Annotated in this window: 15 protein-coding genes and 1 other RNA gene; 3 read left to right on the top strand and 13 right to left on the bottom strand. The window is 72.9% G+C overall.

All coding sequences use genetic code 11. The features are described 5' to 3' along the window. Positions 1-141 precede the first annotated feature (141 nt). The 3 genes from ACLB9X_RS17165 to ACLB9X_RS17155 all read right to left on the bottom strand — a co-directional run bounded on the left by ACLB9X_RS17165 (position 142) and on the right by ACLB9X_RS17155 (position 3,953). Positions 142-1,287 carry a uroporphyrinogen-III synthase gene (locus tag ACLB9X_RS17165; protein WP_410361240.1) on the bottom strand — a complete coding sequence of 382 codons (1,146 nt, stop codon included), beginning with the start codon at positions 1,285-1,287 and terminating at the stop codon, positions 142-144. Positions 1,288-1,449: 162 nt separating this feature from the next. Beyond that, a complete protein-coding gene (locus tag ACLB9X_RS17160; protein ID WP_410361239.1) occupies positions 1,450-2,802 on the bottom strand; it encodes a nitrate/nitrite transporter in 1,353 nt (450 codons plus the stop codon). 179 nt (positions 2,803-2,981) lie between these two features. Continuing rightward, complete coding sequence (locus ACLB9X_RS17155; protein ID WP_410361238.1) at positions 2,982-3,953, bottom strand: LysR family transcriptional regulator; 972 nt, start codon at positions 3,951-3,953, stop codon at positions 2,982-2,984. 82 nt (positions 3,954-4,035) lie between these two features. Here ACLB9X_RS17155 and ACLB9X_RS17150 point away from each other — a divergent pair, with 82 nt between their 5' ends. Further along, on the top strand, positions 4,036-5,367 hold the full coding sequence (locus tag ACLB9X_RS17150; protein WP_410361237.1) for an MFS transporter: 1,332 nt from the start codon (positions 4,036-4,038) through the stop codon (positions 5,365-5,367). A 63-nt stretch (positions 5,368-5,430) separates the two neighbouring features. Here the strand turns inward: ACLB9X_RS17150 and ssrA are convergent. The 5 genes from ssrA to ftsE form a co-directional block, all read right to left on the bottom strand. Next, positions 5,431-5,800: a transfer-messenger RNA gene (ssrA, locus tag ACLB9X_RS17145) on the bottom strand. 118 nt (positions 5,801-5,918) lie between these two features. Next, a complete protein-coding gene (smpB, locus tag ACLB9X_RS17140) occupies positions 5,919-6,398 on the bottom strand; it encodes an SsrA-binding protein SmpB (RefSeq protein ID WP_365995317.1) in 480 nt (159 codons plus the stop codon). Positions 6,399-6,416: 18 nt separating this feature from the next. After that, positions 6,417-7,571, bottom strand: coding sequence for a S41 family peptidase (locus ACLB9X_RS17135; protein ID WP_410361236.1), 1,155 nt, complete (start codon positions 7,569-7,571; stop codon positions 6,417-6,419). A gap of 67 nt (positions 7,572-7,638) precedes the next feature. Further along, complete coding sequence (gene ftsX / locus ACLB9X_RS17130; RefSeq protein WP_410361235.1) at positions 7,639-8,556, bottom strand: permease-like cell division protein FtsX; 918 nt, start codon at positions 8,554-8,556, stop codon at positions 7,639-7,641. A 32-nt stretch (positions 8,557-8,588) separates the two neighbouring features. Beyond that, entirely contained in the window at positions 8,589-9,278 is a 690-nt protein-coding gene (gene ftsE / locus ACLB9X_RS17125) for a cell division ATP-binding protein FtsE (protein ID WP_410361234.1), read from the bottom strand. Between the two features lie 249 nt (positions 9,279-9,527). Between ftsE and ACLB9X_RS17120 the strand changes: the two genes are divergently transcribed. Further along, positions 9,528-9,722 carry a hypothetical protein gene (locus ACLB9X_RS17120; protein ID WP_410361233.1) on the top strand — a complete coding sequence of 65 codons (195 nt, stop codon included), beginning with the start codon at positions 9,528-9,530 and terminating at the stop codon, positions 9,720-9,722. Positions 9,723-9,827: 105 nt separating this feature from the next. Here ACLB9X_RS17120 and ACLB9X_RS17115 read toward each other — a convergent pair whose 3' ends face one another. From ACLB9X_RS17115 to ACLB9X_RS17095, 5 genes are all read right to left on the bottom strand, one after another. After that, positions 9,828-10,052, bottom strand: a complete 225-nt coding sequence (locus ACLB9X_RS17115; protein WP_410361232.1) for an LPXTG cell wall anchor domain-containing protein — start codon at positions 10,050-10,052, stop codon at positions 9,828-9,830. Then, positions 10,049-10,462: a hypothetical protein gene (locus ACLB9X_RS17110; RefSeq protein WP_410361231.1), complete on the bottom strand. Its 414-nt coding sequence runs from the start codon at positions 10,460-10,462 to the stop codon at positions 10,049-10,051. The genes ACLB9X_RS17115 and ACLB9X_RS17110 overlap by 4 nt, the downstream gene beginning before the upstream one ends. 519 nt (positions 10,463-10,981) lie before the next feature. Further along, entirely contained in the window at positions 10,982-12,088 is a 1,107-nt protein-coding gene (prfB, locus tag ACLB9X_RS17105; RefSeq protein WP_410361230.1) for a peptide chain release factor 2, read from the bottom strand. A gap of 114 nt (positions 12,089-12,202) precedes the next feature. Further along, on the bottom strand, positions 12,203-13,474 hold the full coding sequence (locus tag ACLB9X_RS17100; protein WP_410361229.1) for a serine/threonine-protein kinase: 1,272 nt from the start codon (positions 13,472-13,474) through the stop codon (positions 12,203-12,205). A 138-nt stretch (positions 13,475-13,612) separates the two neighbouring features. After that, a complete protein-coding gene (locus ACLB9X_RS17095) occupies positions 13,613-15,268 on the bottom strand; it encodes a serine/threonine-protein kinase (protein WP_410361228.1) in 1,656 nt (551 codons plus the stop codon). Positions 15,269-15,699: 431 nt separating this feature from the next. Here ACLB9X_RS17095 and ACLB9X_RS17090 point away from each other — a divergent pair, with 431 nt between their 5' ends. Then, positions 15,700-19,257 (top strand): FHA domain-containing protein, encoded by a 3,558-nt coding sequence (locus tag ACLB9X_RS17090; RefSeq protein ID WP_410361227.1) that lies wholly within the window; start codon positions 15,700-15,702, stop codon positions 19,255-19,257. Positions 19,258-19,416 lie beyond the last annotated feature (159 nt).

Genomic DNA, 19,416 nt, shown 5'->3' with positions numbered 1-19,416 from the left:
CCAGCCCCGCTGGGGGCACCTCCCACGGCCGCCAGGCCGTAGGGGGAGATTGAGGCGCGGGGTCCGGGGCAGAGCCCCGGCAAGTGCGCGGCGGCCACGGACCGGGCCACGCCCAGGCGCGCCGCGCACCCCGGGCGGCCCTCACGCCCCCGCGTACTTCGTCTCCGCCGACGGGTCCAGCGACAGCCGGTACCCGCGCTTGACCACCGTCTGGATCAGCTTCGGCACGCCCAGCGCCGTCCGCAGCCGCGCCATCGCCGTCTCGACGGCGTGCTCGTCCTTGCCCGTGCCCGGCAGCACGCGCAGCAGGTCGGCCCGGGAGACGACCCAGCCCGGGCGCAGCGACAGGGCCCGCAGCAGCGCCATGCCCGCGGGCGGCACGGGGCGCAGGTCGTCGTCGACGAGGACCGCGTGGCCGCGGATCTCGACGCGGTGCCCCGCGATCGGCAGCGTCCGGGCGCGGGCGGGCAGCTCGGTGCCGAGCAGCTGCACGAGCGGGCCGAGCCGGAACCGTTCCGGCTGCACCGTCGTCACCCCCGCCGCCTGCAGCGGCAGCGCGGTGACCGGCCCCACGCACGCGGCGAGGACGTCGTGGTCGAAGCACTCCAGCAGCCGGCCCAGCAGCCCGCGGCTCTCCGCGCGGGAGAGCAGCGAGGCCGCCGCGGGCGCGCTCGTGAAGGTCACGGCGTCCAGGCCGCGCGCGATCGTCGCGTCGAGGAGCCGGTCGAGCGGCGCGATGTCCTCGGGCTCCATCCACCGGTACACCGGGACGAGGACGACGTCGGCGCCCGTGGCCCGCAGCGATTCGACGAACCCGGGCAGCGGCTCGCCGTGCAGCTGCAGCGCGATGCGACGGCCGGCGACCCCCTCGTCCAACAGCCGGTCCAGCACCTCCGCCATGGACTCGGAGGCCGGGGACCACTCCTCGGTGAGGCCGGCGGCCCTGATCGCGCCTTTCACCTTGGGCCCGCGCGCGAGGAGCTCGACGTCGCGCAGCCGGGCGAGCAGGTCGTCCCCGAAGCCCCAGCCGTCGGCGGCCTCGACCCAGCCGCGGAAGCCGATCGCGGTGGTGGCGACGACCACGTCGGGCGCGTGGTCGATGAGTTCCTTGGTGGCGGCGAGCAGCTCGGCGTCGTCGGCGAGCGGCACGATGCGCAGCGCCGGGGCGTGCAGGACGGCCGCGCCCCGCCGCCTGAGCAGTGCGCCGAGCTCGTCGGCGCGGCGGGCGGCGGTGACGCCGACGGTGAAGCCCGCGAGCGGGCCGTGCGGTTGGCCGTGGTCGTGCATCTCGGTCGTCCCTACTGACTGTGCCCTGGATGTACCCCATTGGACTGCTGAACTGGCGGCCGAGCCTGTCAAAGGCGCATGACAGGCCCGGATCGTTCAGATTTCGCCGTTGTTACGCACCGGTCGGCGCTTGTTACGCACCGGCCGGCGCGTCCCGTCAGCTCAGACGCGGGCGTAGGCGGCCTCGGGCTCCGCCGAGGGCTCCGCGGTGCGGGCCGGGACGACGGTGGGCCGGCGAAGGTATACCGCCCAGGTCACCGCGGAGCAGACCGCGTAGAAGGCGAGGAAGGCGACGAAGGCGGCGGTGCCGGTGCCCGCGGTCTGGAAGGACTGGCGGAAGGCGAGGTTGATCGCGAGCCCGCCGAGCGCGCCGACGGCGCCGATGAGCCCCATGGAGGCGCCGGAGAGCCGGCGCCCGTAGGCGGCCGCGGTCTCGCCGGTCATGCCCATGGCCAGCGCCTTGTTCTGGAAGATGCCGGGGATCATCTTGTACGTCGAGCCGTTGCCGAGGCCGCTGAGCACGAACAGGGCGATGAACCCGACGAGGAAGACGCCGAGGGACTCCTGGACGGACGCGGCGACGACGACTCCGGTGGCGGCGGCCATGCCGGCGAAGTTCCACAGCGTGATGCGGGCGCCGCCGAAGCGGTCGGCGAGCGCTCCGCCGAGCGGCCGGATCAGCGAGCCGAGGAGGGGGCCGATGAAGGTGAGTGAGGCGGCCTGCAGCGGGGTCCGCCCGAACTGCGTCTGCAGCACGAGCCCGAAGGCGAAGCTGTAGCCGATGAACGAGCCGAAGGTGCCGATGTACAGGAAGGCCATGATCCAGGTGTGGGCGTCCCTGGCGGCGTCCTTCGCGGCCCCGGTGTCGTTCTTGACGGGCGCGAGGTTGTCCATCCACAGGGCCGCGCACACGGCGGCGACCACGACGAGCGGCATGTAGATGCCGAGCACGAGCCGGGGGTGGGCCGCGCCCGCCGTGCCGATGATCAGCAGGGCGACGAGCTGGATGACGGGGACGCCGATGTTGCCGCCGCCCGCGTTGAGGCCGAGCGCCCAGCCCTTCTTCCGCAGCGGGAAGAAGGCGTTGATGTTCGTCATCGACGAGGCGAAGTTGCCGCCGCCGACGCCGGTGAGGGCGGCGACCGCGAGGAACGTGGCGTACGAGGTGCCGGGCTCCATCACCGCGTAGGCCGCGCCGGTCGGCAGGAGCAGCAGCAGCGCGCTGAAGACAGTCCAGTTGCGCCCGCCGAACCGGGCTACGGCGAACGTGTACGGCACCCGGATGACGGCCCCGACCACGGTCGCGGTGGCGATCAGGAAGAACTTCCCGGCCGGGTCCACGCCGTACTCGGGCCCCATGAAGAGGACCATCACGGACCACAGGCTCCAGATCGAGAACCCGATGTGCTCACTGAGTACGGAGAAGAGGAGATTGCGCCGGGCGATCCGCTCCCCCTTCGTCTGCCAGAAGGTCTCGTCCTCGGGGTCCCACTGTTCGATCCATCGGCCTGCCATCGCGCGCCTCCACCTGGTTCCGGTCGTGGGACACGACGGTATGGACGGCGCGTTTCAGGCCGGTGCCGTGAGGTGACCGGTGCGAAACCTTGCTCTCACGTCCGCCGTGCCGGCTCCGTGAGGCCGGTGCCCCGCCGGGCGGCGGGCGACGGTGGCCGGGCCGCGCCGGAGGGACGGCGTCAGGGCCGGCCCTGCATCAGGGACGCATCGCTCTCGGGCAGCCACTGCGCGGGGTCCCGTTCCAGCCAGCCCTGCCGCTCGGCGAGCTCCGCCGCCGCCCGGCGCAGCGCGTCCAGGCCGGGGTGGCGCAGCCCCTTGCGCCACACCAGCGAGACCGGCGACAGCGGCACCGGATCGACGAGCGGCCGCCGTACGGTGCCGGGCAGCGCCGGAAAGTCCACGACGACGAGCACCGGACTGCCGAACTTCTCCATCACCCGCCGGAACTCCTCCTCGCCGACCGCCAGCGGCACGGGCGGCGCGACGGTGATGCCCCGCCCGGCGAAGAGCCGCCGCGCGAGGTCCGTCCACTCCGGTGTCCTCGGGTTCCCGTCACCGGCGTACACGGTCTCGCCGGCCAGCGCGCCCAGCGGGACGTGCTCCAGTGCCGCGAGCGGGTGGCCCTCGCGCAGCAGGACCGCCATGGGCTCCAGCCGTACCGGCTGCTGGACGAGCTGGGCCCGAACGGAGGGCGCAAGGCCGGCGAAGCGGCCGAAGGACACGTCGAGCCGCCCGGCCAGGATCTCGGCCGCGGCATGGGCCAGTCCGCTCTCGTAGCGGGCCATCAGCTCGCGCTCCGGGGCGAGTTCGCGGGCGCGGGCCAGGACGCGCGCGGACGTCATGGTCGGGCCGGGGCTGTTGAGGTCGACCAGCAGCGGGCGCGCGGCGCCGTCGGCGGCGGCCAGCAGCTCGTCCTGGGCCGTGAGCACCCGCCGGGCGTACGGCAGCAGCCGCTCGCCGTCCGCGGTGAGCGTCACATGCCGGGTGGTCCGGACGAACAGCTCGACACCCAGCTCCCGTTCGAGCCGCCGCACGTCACGGCTGAGCGCCTGCTGGGCGACGTAGAGCCGGGCGGCGGCGCGGGTGAAGTGGAGTTCGTCGGCGACGGCGGCGAAGGCGCGCAGCAGGCGCGGGTCCAGATCTCGGGGCACGCCGCATTCAACAACACAGGTGCGTCAATGGCCACCGATCAGGTGTTGGACGGTCCACGACGGCAGCCGTGAGGGTGGAGCCATGCCGCAGACCTCCCGGCCGTACCAGGCCGATCGCCCTCCGCTGCCCGCGATCACGCCCGGGTCCCCGGCGTTCGTTCCCCGCTTCGACACCGGTGACGACGTGCAGCCGGCAGCCGGTTCCGGGGCTCCCGCACGGCCCGTGCGCCGACGCAGGCCACCCGGCCCCTACCGGCGACTGTTCGCCACGCCGGGTGTCCGCGCGTTCACGGCGGGCAATCTGATCGCCCGCCTCCCGATGGGCATGTTCAGCGTCAGCGCCGTCATCATGATCGCCGGGTCTCGCGGTTCGTACGCGCTGGCCGGCGCAGTCACCGCGACCGGGCTCGCCGCCACCGCGCTGGTCGCGCCGTGGACGGCACGCCTCGTCGACCGGTACGGACAGGCCCGGATCGCCGTGCCCGCCACGGTCATCGCGGTGCTCGGCGAGCTCGCCCTGCTGCTGTGCGTGCGCTACGGCGCGCCCGACTGGACGCTGTTCGCCTCGTACGCGGCGACCGCCACGATGCCCAACACCGGGGGCATGTCCCGGGCCCGCTGGGCGCACCTGCACCGGGGCGATCCGGCCGCCCTGCACACGGCGAACTCCTTCGAGCAGGCGGCCGACGAGCTCTGCTTCATGCTCGGCCCCGTCCTCGCGGCGTTCCTGTGCGCGGCGCTGTTCCCGGAGGCGGGCACGCTGACCGGCGCGGCCCTGCTCCTCGTGGGCGTCCTCGTCTTCGCCGCACAGCGGTCCACCGAGCCGCCCCCTTCACCGCGTAGCACCGCGGGCTCGCCGCTGCGTGCCGCCGGCATGCCCGCCCTGCTCCTGGTGTTCCTCGCCACGGGAGCGGTCTTCGGCGCGATGGAGGTCGTCACGCTCGCCTTCGTCGACGGTCCGGCGGCCGGTGCGGTCCTCGCCCTCCAGGCAGCGGGTTCGTGCGCGGCCGGCCTGGTCTACGGCCGGGTCGGGCGGGCGGCCTCTCTCGTGGCCACGCTCGCCGCGATGACGGCCCTGATGTCGCTGCCGCTGCTGGCCGCCGCGGGCACCGGGTCGGTGCTCGCCGTCGCGGGCGCCTTGCTGCCGGCGGGCATGGCGACCGCGCCGACGATGGTGACCGGCATGACCGTGGTCCAGCGACTGACCCCACCGGCCCAGCTCAACGAGGGCATGACGCTGGCCGTCACCGCGCTGCTCGGGGGCATCGCGGCGGGTTCGGCGAGCGGTGGCTGGGTGGTGGAGCACCTGAGCCCCACGGCCGGATACGCCGTGCCGGTGTGCGCGGCGGCGCTGGCCCTTGCGGTGGCGGCCACGACCGCGGCGGCGGGCACGACGAAGGCCCGGCTGCCGTAGCTGCCGGGCCTTGTCCACATGGGATACGAGGACCCCGGGGGCCTACGCCTCCGGGATCTCCATCGGTGGAGATGGCGGGAATCGAACCCGCGTCCAACGGTGCAGAACCAGGGCTTCTCCGTGTGCAGTCCGCTGCGCTTTTCTCGGCCCCGGAGATCACGCGGACAAGTCTCCGACGGGCTCAGTCACTGTGTGGTTTCCCTCTCGACCCCGTGACCGGGCCTAGAGGTTCAGTTCCCTAGCTGATGCCAGGATCCGGGTCGGGAACAGCCCCGGGCTGACACTTCGCGAGTCGCTACTTAGGCAGCGAGGGCGAAGGAATCGCGCTTGGTGTTGGCGATTATTGGTTGCGACATATGGTTAACGAGATCATTGCCGCTTCCTCGACACGCTTCCCCTGCTTCGACAGCCGCTGTCGAAACCGATCATCCCCATGTTGATTTTTCAAAGGTGTGCCCCTGCCGTGCGGGCAGGTGCCATCGTACGTGACCAACGCACGACGGTGCCAGCCTATTCCGGGGTCCCGAAGGCGTCCCCGGAGAACCTGCGGTCTAGGCCCGCTGGCGCCGTCGCGCCGCCGACATCGCGCGGTCCGCCTCGCGCCGGTCCTGCTTCTCCCGCAGCGTCTGGCGCTTGTCGTACTCCTTCTTGCCCTTCGCCAACGCGATCTCGACCTTGGCCCGGCCGTCCTTGAAGTACAGGACGAGGGGCACGATCGTGTGGCCCGTCTCCTGGGACTTCGACTCCAGCTTGTCGATCTCCGCCCGGTGCATCAGCAGCTTCCGCTTGCGCCGCGCGCTGTGGTTCGTCCACGTGCCCTGGCTGTACTCGGGGACGTGCACGTTGTGCAGCCACGCCTCGTGGCCGTCGATCTGGACGAAGCCGTCCACCAGCGAGGCCCGCCCCTGACGCAGCGACTTCACCTCGGTACCCATCAGCACGAGACCGCACTCGTAGGTGTCGAGGATGTGGTAGTCGTGCCGCGCCTTCTTGTTCTGCGCGATCAGCTTGCGCCCTTTTTCCTTTGCCATAGTGCGCTCATTTTCGCACTACGAGGCCCCCCTGAGGCCACTCAATACCGACTGCGCGCGCTGTTCGGCGCCCTCGGCGGCCGGCAGGTCGGGGGTGATGCCCTCGCCGTCCACGTCGTGACCGGACGGAGTGCGGTAGTGACCCACCGTGAGCTCGGCCACCGAGCCGTCGGGCAGCCGGCTCGGCATCTGCACCGAGCCCTTGCCGAAGGTGCGCGAGCCGACGGTGATCGCCCGGCCGCGGTCCTTCAGCGCGCCCGTGACCAACTCGGCCGCGCTCATCGTGCCCGCGTCGACCAGCGCGACCAGCGGCCTGCGGGTGTCGCCGCCGCCTTCCGCGTAGAGCGCCTGCTGCTCGCCGCGCACGTCGTACGTGGCGACGAGGCCGCCGTCGAGGAAGGCGGACGCGGCCGTGACGGCCTCGGAGACCAGGCCGCCCGGGTTGCCCCGCAGGTCCAGGAGGATGCCCGCACCCTCGGGCGCCCGGCGTACCGCGTCCCGGACCCGCGCGCCCGACCCCTTGGTGAACGAGGCGACCCTGATCACGACGGTGTCCTTGCCGAGGTGGCGGACGGTGACGGTCTCGGTGGTCAGCAGCGTGCGGGTCAGGGTCTCGCTCCAGCGGCGGCCGTCCCGCTCCAGTCCGAGGACGACGTCCGTGCCGTCCGCCCCGCGCAGCAGCGCCACGACGTCGGTGACCGGACGGCGGGCGACCTCCTGCCCGTCCACGGTCCGCAGCCGGTCGCCGGGCCGGATCCCGGCCCGGTCCGCCGGGCCGCCCTTCTGGACGTCCGCGACCTCCGTACGACCGCCGGTGCGCCGGGTCCGCAGGCCCACGCCGGTGTACTCGCCGTCGAGGGCGTTCTCGAACTCCTCGAACTCCTCGCTGTCGTACACAGCGCTCCAGCGGTCGCCGCTGCGGCTGACGAACTGCTCCGCCGCTTCGGTGCCCGACTTGCCGTCCGCCATCGCCTCGGCTGCGGCCCGGGCGACCGCGTCGCGGTCCACGGCCTGGGCCGCCGCGCGGACGGAGAGCCTGCGCGACACCTCGTGCTCCTCGCTCGGCAGACCGCCGGTGGCGGCGGCGGTGGCGAGAACGGTCGCGAAGACCAAGGTCAGGGCTGCCCCACGGCGGATGCCGTGGGGCCGAGGACTGAACTCGGGTCCCGACATGGCGACGAGTCTAGGACAAGCGAAGGGCGCCGTACGGCTGTTGACCGTACGACGCCAGGGGCGCTTGTCACACCTTGAGGTACTTGCGCAATGCGATGAAAGCCGCAACAGCGGGCATCAGCAGACCGATCACAAGGATCAGGGGCAGCACGGCCAGAACCGACTCCCAGCCGATGAAGTTCACCAACTGCATCTTGTCGGCCAGCGCGAGGCCGTTGTCGATGAGGAAGTACCGGCCGACGAGCAGCATCACGCAGGCGACGGCTCCGCCGAGCGCACCGGCGACGGCGGCCTCCATGATGAACGGCGTCTGGATGTAGAAGCTCGACGCACCCACCAGGCGCATGATGCCGGTCTCACGCCTTCGGCTGAACGCCGATACGCGCACGGTGTTGACGATCAGCATCATCGCGATCACCAGCATCAGGCCCATGACGCACAGGGCGGCGATGCGCATGCCGTTCATCAAGTCGAAGAGATTCTGCAGGATGTTGCGCTGGTCCTGGACGGACTGCACACCGTCCCGGCCGGCGAAGGCGGTCGCAACCACCTTGTACTTCTCGGGGTCGTGGAGCTTCACCCGGAACGACTCCTGCATCTGGTCCGGCGTGATGGTGGACGCGATGGGCGTGTCGCCGTACTGCTCCTTGTAGTGCTTGTACGCCTGCTCGGCCGTCTCGTGGTCGACGGTGTCGACCACGTCCATCTTCTTCAGGTCGGACTCGATCTGTTCCTTCTGCGCACTGGTGACGGCGCCCTTGGCGCACTGGGGCGAGGTTGCCGCGTCGTTCTTGTTGCACAGGAAGATGGAGACGTTGACCTTGTCGTACCAGAAGTCCTTCATGGTGTTGACCTGCTCACGCATGAGCAGCGCGCCACCGAAGAGAGCGAGCGACAGGGCGACGGAGACGATGACGGCGAACGTCATCGTGAGGTTGCGACGGAGACCGACACCGATCTCCGACATGACGAACTGGGCGCGCATGGCGTGCTTTCAGCCTTTCAGTCTGTCCGGGCTCAGTGCTGGTAGCCGTAGACGCCGCGTGCCTGGTCGCGTACGAGACGGCCCTGCTCGAGCTCGATGACGCGCTTGCGCATCTGGTCGACGATGTTCTGGTCGTGCGTCGCCATGACCACGGTCGTACCGGTGCGGTTGATGCGGTCGAGGAGCTTCATGATGCCGACCGACGTCTGCGGGTCGAGGTTTCCGGTCGGCTCGTCCGCGATCAGCAGCATCGGGCGGTTGACGAAGGCACGGGCGATCGCCACCCGCTGCTGCTCACCGCCGGAGAGCTCACCGGGCATCCGGTCCTCCTTGCCGCCGAGTCCGACGAGGTCGAGGACCTGCGGCACGGCCTTGCGGATCTCGCCGCGCGGCTTTCCGATGACCTCCTGGGCGAACGCCACGTTCTCGGCGACGGTCTTGTTGGGCAGGAGGCGGAAGTCCTGGAAGACGGTGCCCAGCTGGCGCCGCATGTGCGGCACCTTCCAGTTGGACAGGCGGGCCAGGTCCTTGCCGAGGACATGGACCATGCCCTGGCTGGCGCGCTCCTCGCGAAGGATGAGCCGCAGGAACGTGGACTTGCCGGAACCGGACGATCCCACGAGGAAGACGAACTCACCCTTCTCGATTTCGAGGGAGACGTCGCGCAGGGCAGGTCGGTTCTGCTTGGGGTAGCTCTTGGAGACGTTGTCGAATCGGATCACGGGTGCACCACGGTCGGCCGGGAGTAGGTGTGCGTGACCTTACGCGAACCGGGACGGGCGATGCATGCACCGCCCTGACTTGCCCGTTTTGTCCCATCGCGGATCGGGTGTAATCCGGCGGGGCGCGCCGAAAAGCGCGCGAGCTGGCACAGTGGTAGGGGAACAGTGCCGTTTCCCAGTGCGTTGTCGGGAGAGAAATGTGCTGACGGTCCGCGCCTGCGGCTCCGGTGCGCGGGAGGAGGAAAGCGCATGACCTACGACCGATTGGTGTGCGCCAACTGCGCGGCACCTGTCGCCGAGGGCCGTTGCCCGGTCTGCCGGGCCAACCGTGAGCGCCTCCAGCAGGAGGGCCCCTTCGGCGCTGTGAGCCCCGCCACGCTGCTGGCCCTGCTGCTGGCCCTGATAGCGACGGTGGCGATGCTGGCGGCGTACAGGACCGCGTAGCGCCCCTCCGAGGCGCCTCGCGCATTCCCTCGCACGGAGAAGGGCCCGGGTGCTCGGCACCCGGGCCCTTCTGTTGCGCTATGCGCTTGTCACGGAGCGTGTGGCTCAGACAGCGGCGCGTCCGCCACCGACGAGACGCGGCAGCATACGGAAGCCGATGCCACCGGCGATCATCGTCGCGGCGCCGATCAGCAGAAAGGTGGTCTCGGCAGCACCGGTCTCGGCGAGCTCGCCGCCGTCGCCCGTACCCGACAGCTCTTCCTTGCCCTCGCCCTGCTCGACGGGCTGCGAGCCGGCGTTGTCGGTGTCGGTGCCGTCACCGTCGATCACGCCGCCGTTCGGGTCGGTGTCGTTGCCACCGTCACCGCCGCCGTTGCCGCCATCGTTGCCGCCATCGGCACCACCGTCAGCACCGCCGTCAGCACCGCCATCGGCGCCACCGTCGGCACCACCGTCGGCACCACCGTCAGCGCCACCATCGGCACCACCATCAGCGCCACCATCGGCACCACCATCAGCGCCACCGTCGGCACCACCATCAGCACCGCCATCGGCACCACCGTCAGCGCCACCATCGGCACCGCCGTCAGCGCCACCATCGGCACCACCATCGGCACCACCATCAGCGCCACCATCGGCACCACCGTCAGCACCGCCATCGGCACCGCCGTCAGCACCACCGTCAGCACCGCCATCGGCACCGCCGTCGGCACCACCATCGGCACCACCGTCAGCGCCACCGTCCGTGCCGCCGTCGCCACCGCCGGACTGGCAGAGCGTCGGGTCGATCTCGCAGTCGTCGTCCGGAATGTCGCCGTTGATTCCGATGCCGGCGTCGATGCCGTTCTCGTCCGCGTTGGCGGAAACCTCAAGGGGGCCCACGTTGATGTCGAGGGCCTGTGCGGCGCCGGCGGCGGTCAGCGACGCACCCGCGGCGATCACCGCGCCGGCGGCTATACGCGCGACACGGATCCGCGTCTTCTTGGTCATCTGGCTGCTACCCCCAGTAGCTGTCTCGTCATTGGGGCAGCGCCCGGGGACAGCCGACAGGGGTCTTTGCTCTGTGCCCCCGTTCGCACGCGCCCCGGAGATACGCATGCCCGCGCGCCAGCTTTCCCAGTTTCCGCAACACCGTCAAGGTCGTTGCGGGCGCAATGTCCGAAATACTGTCAGTTGACTGACCTGCGGGGATGCAACTGTGACATAAAACAGAACTGCCGCCCCCGGGGCGGCAGTTCCCTTGTCGACAAAGCGAGGATTTACTTCTCCTGCTGCTTGCGCCAGCGAATTCCGGCCTCCAGGAAACCGTCGATCTCGCCGTCGAGCACCGACTGCGGGTTGCCCACCTCGAACTCGGTGCGCAGGTCCTTGACCATCTGGTACGGGTGCAGGACGTACGAACGCATCTGGTTTCCCCAGGAGTTGCCGCCGTCGCCCTTGAGTGCGTCCATCTTGGCCTGCTCCTCCTGGCGACGGCGCTCCAGCAGCTTCGCCTGGAGGACGTTCATCGCGCTCGCCTTGTTCTGGATCTGCGAGCGCTCGTTCTGGCAGGAGACCACGATGCCGGTCGGGATGTGCGTGATGCGCACCGCCGAGTCGGTGGTGTTGACGCCCTGGCCGCCGGGACCGGAGGCGCGGTACACGTCGATGCGCAGCTCCGACTCGTCGATCTCGACGTGGTCGGACTGCTCGACGACGGGCAGCACCTCGACGCCCGCGAAGGACGTCTGGCGGCGCCCCTGGTTGTCGAAGGGCGAGATGCGCACCAGGCGGTGGGTGCCCTGCTCGACGGAGAGGGTGCCGTACGCGTACGGAGCCTTGACGACGAAGGTGGTCGACTTGATGCCGGCCTCTTCCGCGTAGGACGTCTCGTAGACCTCGGTGCCGTAGCCGTGCCGCTCCGCCCACCGCAGGTACATGCGCTGCAGCTGCTCGGCGAAGTCGGCGGCGTCGACGCCGCCGGCCTCGGCGCGGATGTTGACCAGCGCCTCGCGCTCGTCGTACTCGCCCGACAGGAGGGTGCGGACCTCCATCTCGTCCAGCGCCTTGCGCACGGCCTCCAGCTCGGCCTCGGCCTCGGCGCGGGTGTCCAGGTCGTCCTCGGCCTCCGCGAGCTCGAAGAGCACCTCGAGGTCGTCGATACGACCGCGGAGCGCCTCGGCCTTGCGGACCTCGGCCTGGAGGTGCGAAAGCTTGCTCGTGATCTTCTGCGCCGCCTCGGGGTCGTCCCACAGGGACGGCGCCGCCGCCTGCTCCTCGAGCACGGCGATGTCTGCCCTCATCCTGTCGAGGTCCAGAACGGCCTCGATCGACCCCATGGTCGAAGAAAGGGACTTCAGCTCTTCGGAAACATCGACGACTGCCACGGGTCCAGCGTAACGGCTGAGCGGCGAAACCCGTGCTGGCCCCGGTTCCGCCCCCGGCCACGGACCCGGCTCCGGCCCCGGCCACGACCCGGGTACGGGCCCGTCGGACGTGAACTACGGCTCGGACGGAGCCGATTGCCGCGTCTCCTCCGGTGCGGGCTGGCTGTCGCCGCCGCCTGCGGCCAGCCAGCCGCCGACTCCCACGGCCGCCGCGACCGCCACGGCAGCGACACCCAGGGTGATACGTCGCTTGCGCACCGCAGCGGCCCTGTTGCGGGCCGAGCCCGGACGGCGCTGGCCCGGGGCCCGGGGCGCGCGGGCGGTGCCGTGCGCTCCGCCGGCGAGCTCGTCCGGGGCGGGCACGCGCATTGAGGTGTGGGTGTCGCGGTTGGCGTCGGCCGGTGCGGAGCCGGGCACGAGCGGGACGGCGCCCCGGCGTCGTGTCTCGCCCCGGACGGCCGGCGCGACGTCCTCGTACGGCTCCGGCGCGGGCTCCGCGTCGGGCTCGTCGACGTCCAGCGGGGGCATGCCGGCGAGCGTCGGCAGCAGGTCGTGCAGCCGGTGCGCGAGCTCGGAGGCGCGCAGCCGGGAGGCGGGCGCCTTGGCCAGGCACTGGACGATCAGCTGCCACAGCTCGTCGGGGATGCCCGGAAGCGGGACGACGGTCTCGGTGACATGGCGGCGCAGGACGGCGCCGGGGTGGCCCCCGCCGAAGGGAGTGAACCCCGCCAGGAGTTCGTACAGGACGGTGGCCAGCGCGTAGATGTCGACCGCCGCGCGGGGCGGCAGGCCCTCGACGATCTCGGGGGCGATGTAGTCGGGGGTGCCGATGATCCCCGACGGGTGGGGGGCGCCGGCGCCCGTGGCGCGCAGAACCTTGGTGCGGCGCGGAGTGTCGATCAGCTTGGCGACGCCGAAGTCGGTCAGCAGGGCCGGGTGCGACCCGGCGGGACCGAGCGGGCCCTCCATGTCGAGCAGGATGTTCTCCGGCTTGACGTCCCGGTGCACGACGCCGACCGCGTGGGCGGCGGCGAGTCCGTCGGCGACGTCCGCGACGATCGCGACCGCCGCCTCGGGCGCGAGCCGGCGCTCGCGGTCGAGCCGGGTGCGCAGATCGGTGCCGCGTACGAGGTCCATGACCAGCGCGAGGTCGTTGCCGTCGACGACGAGGTCGCGGACGCCGACGACGCGGGGGTGGTCGAGCCCGAGGAGGGCCGTGCGCTCCTGGACGAAGCGGCCGACCAACTCCTGGTCGCAGGCCAGGTCCTCGCGAAGAAGCTTGATGGCGACAGGCCCTTCGGGTCCCTCGCCGAGCCACACAGTGCCGGCGCTCCCCCGCCCCAGGATCTGGTGGGCCGTGTACCGGCTGCCGATTTTCCGTGCCAAGACTGCTCCCTCAGCGGCTGGCGTTGCCCCCTAACGTACGCGGGCGTCGGGGACCTGTGTGCCCCGGATGACACCAACCTCCACTTCTGCGGGAGAAATCGGCCCGCAGAAGTCGACAAAACGACAGGGTTGCCGCTGTTACTGCTGGTTCTGGATCTGATCGGCGGTGTCCTGCGCCTCACCGAGCTGTGAGATCCAGTCGGAGACGGTGGAGACGGCGTCGCCGATCGCGGTCCAGTAGCTCTTGCCCTCGGCGATCCAGTCCTGGAGCGGTGTGAGCTCCCAGATCAGCCAGCCGCCGATGAAGAACAGCACGATCATGACCAGGCAGCCCTTGAGGCAGCCGAGGCCGGGGATGCGGACCGGGTTGGCGCTGCGCCGACGCGGCTCGCGCGGCGGCCGAGGCTGCGGGGGCGGCGCCTGCGGGGGCGCGTACGGCTGCTGCTGCGGCGCGTACGGCTGGGGCCGGCCGTGCTGGGGCTGCGGCGCGTACGGCTGCGGCTGCGGCGCGTACGGCTGCGGCTGCGGCGCGTACGGCTGCGGCTGGCGGCTTTGCGGCGGCTGTGGTGGCGGCGCCTGGCGCTGGGGGCGGCGGCGCAGCGGGTCCTGGCTCGGGTCCAGGTACTGCACCTGCGTCTGCTCGTTGCGGTCGCGGGCGGCACGCAGCTGCGACTGCCAGGGGTGCGGCTCCTCGGGCCGCGGCGCGTCGCCCGGCGGGACGGGAGGCATCACGGAGGTCGGGTCGGCGCCGCCGCCGGGCCGGCCGGTCTGCGGCATGACGCTCGTCGCGGCCGACGGGTCGTGCGCCGGACCGCCGCCCGTGTTCGGCAGGACCTGCGTCGGGTCCGAGGCGCCGGGCATCCCGGGGACGGGCGCCGGCGCCGGGTCGGGCGCGAGCAGCGCGCCGACGCCGAGCGCGGCGTCGACCTGGGCCGCGTTGGAGTGCACGCCGATGCCGGCCGCGACCGTACGCAGGCCGCGGGCGAGGTTCTCGGCGCTGGGCCGCTCACCGGGCTCCTTACGCAGGCAGCGCTCTATGACCGTCCACAGCGGCTCGGGGACGGTGGTGGGACGGCGGGGCTCCTCGCTCAGGTGCCGGTGCAGCACTTCGAGCGCCGTGCCCCCGCCGAACGGGGGCCGGCCGGTGACCAGCTCGTACAGCAGGATCCCCGCGCCGTAGACGTCGACGGCGGAGGTCTGCGGGCGGCCCTCGGCGGACTCGGGCGCGACGTAGGCCGGGGTGCCGACGAACTCGTGCGTGCGGGTCAGGCCCGGCGAGTCGGCGAGCCGCGCGATGCCGAAGTCCGTCAGCATCGGGTGCATCTGGCCGTCGGCGTCGGTCTTCAGCAGGACGTTCGCCGGCTTGAGGTCGCGGTGGACGATGCCGTCGGCGTGGCTGGCGGCGAGCGCGTCGGCGATCTGCGCCGTCATCAGGGAGGCGGCGACCGGGGACAGCGGGCCGTTGTCGCGCAGGTAGTGGTGGAGGTCGGGGCCGTCGACGAGGTCCATGACGAGGGCGAGGAGATCACCCTCGACAACCAGGTCGCGGGTGCGCACGATGTTCGGGTGGGTGAGCCGCAGGAGGGCGGAGCGCTCCCGCAGGAAGCGCATCACCACATCCGCGTCGTTCGCGAGCTCCTCCTTGAGGACCTTGATCGCGACGGTCTCGCCGGGCTGTCCCGCGACGGCGGCCTCGGCGCCCGCGGTCTCCCTCTGACGGGCTCGCCAGACGGTGCCCGTGGCGCCGCGCCCGAGCGGCTCCTCGAGCAGGTACTTGCTGCCTACCGGCCGCACGTCATGCGCTCCCTGCTGGTCGGTCTTCCGGAACCCGGGCTGCCGATGATCTCTGACCTGCGGGCCGCCGGGTGTCCGACCCACTGTAATGGTGCCGAACGGATCACCGGGGGTGCTCGCCCGATGCCTCTGTTCGAAGAAAGACGCGGGCATCGTACGGATGGTTGCCGTACGGGAGTGCAGCGAACGTCACGATCGGGGGGTGGAGGCGTTCCGGTTCCTGTTCCGAGCAGGCACTTTTGCGCCCAGAGCCGAACAATCAAGATCACTTACGGGTGGGCCCCGGGCGTGTTGTCGGTGGCAGGTGCGAGGATGCCTCTCAGCACAGGGCCGTGAGAGGGAGCTCACGGCTCGTGCCGACCTGCCGGGCGGGGGGCGATCAGGGCGGCTCCCCTGCCGGGTACCCCGCGCAGAAGGGATTGCTGACGGCGATGCAGATCCGGCTGACTGTGCTCGCGCCGCGCGGGGGGTCGTCCGCGACCGCGGGACGCCCTTGCGACGTGCTGGTCACCGCGCCCGCGGGCACCGCGCTGGCCGCGGTGGCCTCCGGTCTCGCCGCCGCCGTCTCCGGCCCGGACACCTCGGGCACGGTCGTGCTCTACGCGGGACAGGAGCGTCTCGACCTCCAGCGGCGCACGCTCGGCGAGCCGCCGCTGGTGGACGGAGCCGTCCTCGCCCTCCAGTCCCCCGTCGACGACGACACGCACCCTGCGGTGGACGCGGCGGCGCAGCTCCACGTCGTGGCCGGGCCGGACGCGGGCGGGGTCCATCTGCTGCACGGCGGGCGGATAAGTGTGGGCCGCTCGGCCGACGCCGATGTGCCGCTGGACGATCCGGACGTCTCCCGGCTGCACTGCGCGGTGACGGTCGCGGACGACGGCCGGGTGACGGTCGCGGACCTGGGCTCGACGAACGGCACGACGGTCGACGGCGCGTCCGTCGACACCCGCCCGGTCCGCCTCCCGGCGGGCGCGCTGCTGCGGCTGGGCGAGTCGACGCTGCGCCTGACGGCTGCGCCGCCGCCGGAGTCGCTGCGTACGACCCCGGACGGCGAGGGCCACCTACGGATCTCCCGCACGCCCGGCACCCCGGCAGACCCGGCCGCCGAGTCCGGACCGGGCCCGCGCACGGCGGAGGTCGCGGGCGGGCGGGGTGCCGCTGACGGGGACGGGTGGCCGGGACGGGGGCCGGCGGGGAACGACGAGGCCGGGAGCGACCAGGGCCACGGCAGCGACCGGGACGGCTGGCCGGGCCCGGCCCGCACGCCCGGTGGCCCCGCAGGCCCGGCCGCACAGAGGCCGGGCACCGCCGAGACCTCCGGCGGGCAGGGTGCCTTCGGCGACCAGGACCGGTGGCCGGGACGGGGGCCGGCAGGGAATGGCAAGGCCGGGGGCAGGCAGGGCCCCGGCCCCGGAATCCCGGCCGGGACGGGTGCACGTACCGGCGAGACCGGGGGCAGGCAGAGCCTCGGCCGCCCGGAAGACCCGGCCCGGACGGGCGCACGTACCGGCGAGGCTGCCGGCGGCCACGGCCCCGGCAACGACCGGGACGGGTGGCCGGGCCCACGGGCCGCGGGCCCCGGGGGCGCCGAGCGCGCGGGCACGCGGGCCACGGGCTCGTACGGTCCGGGCGCGGCCGACGCGGAGGGAGTCGGAGAGCGCCTGCCCCGGTGGGCGCAGCCCACGCAGCGGCACCCGGCCGATCCGTCGGGGTCGTCCGAGACCTTTCGCGCCGACGCGGCCCCCCGCGTGCCCGCGCAGTACGCCCCCGCCGGCGGCGACACCCACGGCCGGGCGCTCGACCTGTCCGGGGCGGAGCCGGCCCGCAGCCGGGCCCCCGAAGCGCCCACCGCGCGGCGCCGCGGCATCGGCGCCTGGGCCCGGCGGCTCGCCGGCGGCCGGGACGCGCGCGTGCCCGAGCCGCACGACGCGGCCGGGCCCGACGTCGCCCCGGGTCCGCCCGCCGTCGAGGCGTGGCCCGACCCCGCCGCCGTGCTGCTCACCGCGCTCGGTCCCGGCCCCCGGCTGTGGGAGCGCGGCCCCGAGCACCCCGAGTCCCTCGTCATCCGGCTCGGCACGACCGACCGTGCCGAGCTGCCCTCCGTGCCGGTGACCGTCGCGCTGCGCGAGGCCGGCTCCCTCGGGCTGGCCGGGCCGCGGGCGCGCCTGGCCGGACTGGCCCGGGCCGCCGTGGCGCAGCTCGCCGCGCTGCACTCCCCCTCCGACCTGGAGATCGTGCTGATCAGCACGGACCGCTCCCGCAGCCTGGAGGAGCGGCGCAGCGAATGGGCGTGGCTCGGCTGGCTGCCGCATCTGCGCCCCGCGCACGGCCAGGACTGCCGTCTCCTGCTCGCCTACGACCGCGACCAGGCCACCGCCCGCACCGCCGAGCTGACGCGCAGGCTGGACGACGGGCCGCTCGGCCAGGGCTGGCCGAGCGCCGACCGCCGGGCCGTGGCGGACGCGGCCGACCGGCACACCGGCCCGCGTACGGTCGTGATCGTCGACGGCGACCCCGGTTCCGCCGCGCTGCGCGAGACCACCGCGCGGCTCGCGGGCGTGGGGCCGGCCGCCGGGATCCACCTGATCTGTCTGGCCGAGACCCCCGCCGCCTCCCCACTCTCACCCGTGGCGGCGACGTACGAGTCCGCGTGCGCGGCGTCGCTCGCCTTCCGGGAGTGCGGCGCCGTCGCGATGCTCAGCGGTGACGTGGCGACCGCGCTGCGGCTGATGCGGGTGGCCGGCGGCAGGCCCGCGGGCCACGGCACGGTCGGCGCGGTGGACGCGGTCTCACCGGCGTGGGCGGAGCGTTTCGGGCGCGCGCTCGCGCCCCTGCGCGCCGAGAGTGCTCCGACGCACCCGGGTCGGGTCGCGGCGCTGCCGCAGTCGGCCCGGCTGCTGGACGAGCTGGGGCTGGCCCGTGCCACACCCGCCTCGTTGATGGCGCGCTGGGCGACGGCGGGCGACGGCACGGTGGTTCTCGGCTCGGGGCCGCGCGGCCCGCTCGCCGTGGACCTCGCCGAAGAGGGCCCGCACCTGCTGATCGAGGGCCCCGCCGGCAGCGGTCGCACCGAACTGCTGCGTGCGGTCGCCGCCTCCCTGGCGGCCGCCGGCCGCCCCGACCGGCTCGGTGTGCTGCTGGTCGACGGCGCGGGCGGCGAGCGCGGTGAGGGCCTGGCGGCGTGCACGGAGCTGCCGCACGTCACCGAGCACCTGGTGGCCGACGACCCGGTGCGGATGCGGGTGTTCGCGCAGGCGCTGGGCGCCGAGCTCAAGCGTCGCGCCGAGCTGCTGGACGGCGTCGGCTTCGCCGAGTGGCAGACGCGGCGCGAGGTCGCCGACCGCATGGTCGGCCAGCGCGGCCCCAGCCCCGCCGAACAGCGCGGCGATCTGGACTCGCCCGCGTCCGGGACCCTGCGACTGCGCCCCGGCGGGCGCACGCAGAGCCAGGAGCCGGATCCACTGCCGCGTCTCGTGGTGCTGGTCGACGACTTCGACGCGCTGGTGGCCCCGGCTCTCGGCAGCCCGGGCCGGCCGGCGGCCGGTTCGGTCGTACGGGCCCTGGAGGCGGTCGCCCGGGACGGCGAGCGGCTCGGGGTGCACCTCGTCGCGACGTCCTCGCGTCCGGACCGGACCGCCGACACGCAGGTGGCCGAGGGGGCCCGGCTCCGCGTGGTGCTGCAGGCGCCGCCCGCCGCGCCGGGTCCGGACGATCCGGCGCCCGGCCGGGGCAGGCTGGGGCATCCGGACGGCCGGGTGACCCCGTTCCAGACCGGCCGCGTCACGGGCCGCATACCGAGGACGGCGACCCTGCGGCCCACCGTCGTCCCGCTGGAGTGGGAGCGCATGGGCGACCCGCCGGCCCGCCGCCCCGTCCGCGAGCTGGGCAACGGACCGACGGATCTGGCGCTGCTCGCCAGCGCTCTGCAACGGGCCGCGCAGTCGGTCAACGCCGGTCCCATCCCGCCCCTCATCCCGGTGCATCCCTGATCCGTACGCGGGTGCGACGAGCGGCGGGGCCATCCGCCTGACATCGCGTCACAAGGCCATCACGAAAGGACGGTTGTCGCCGGAGGCGGTATTGCGACACCCGCAGCTCGGGCGTAGACCTGCTGTCACGGGACAGCAGCGCACAGGAGAGACGGGGCA

Source organism: Streptomyces sp. 5K101 (genome assembly GCF_046506645.1).
Classification (GTDB): Bacteria; Actinomycetota; Actinomycetes; order Streptomycetales; family Streptomycetaceae; genus Streptomyces.
Note: the sequence above shows the minus strand (reverse complement) of the source record. Positions and strands in the feature narration are given on the sequence as shown.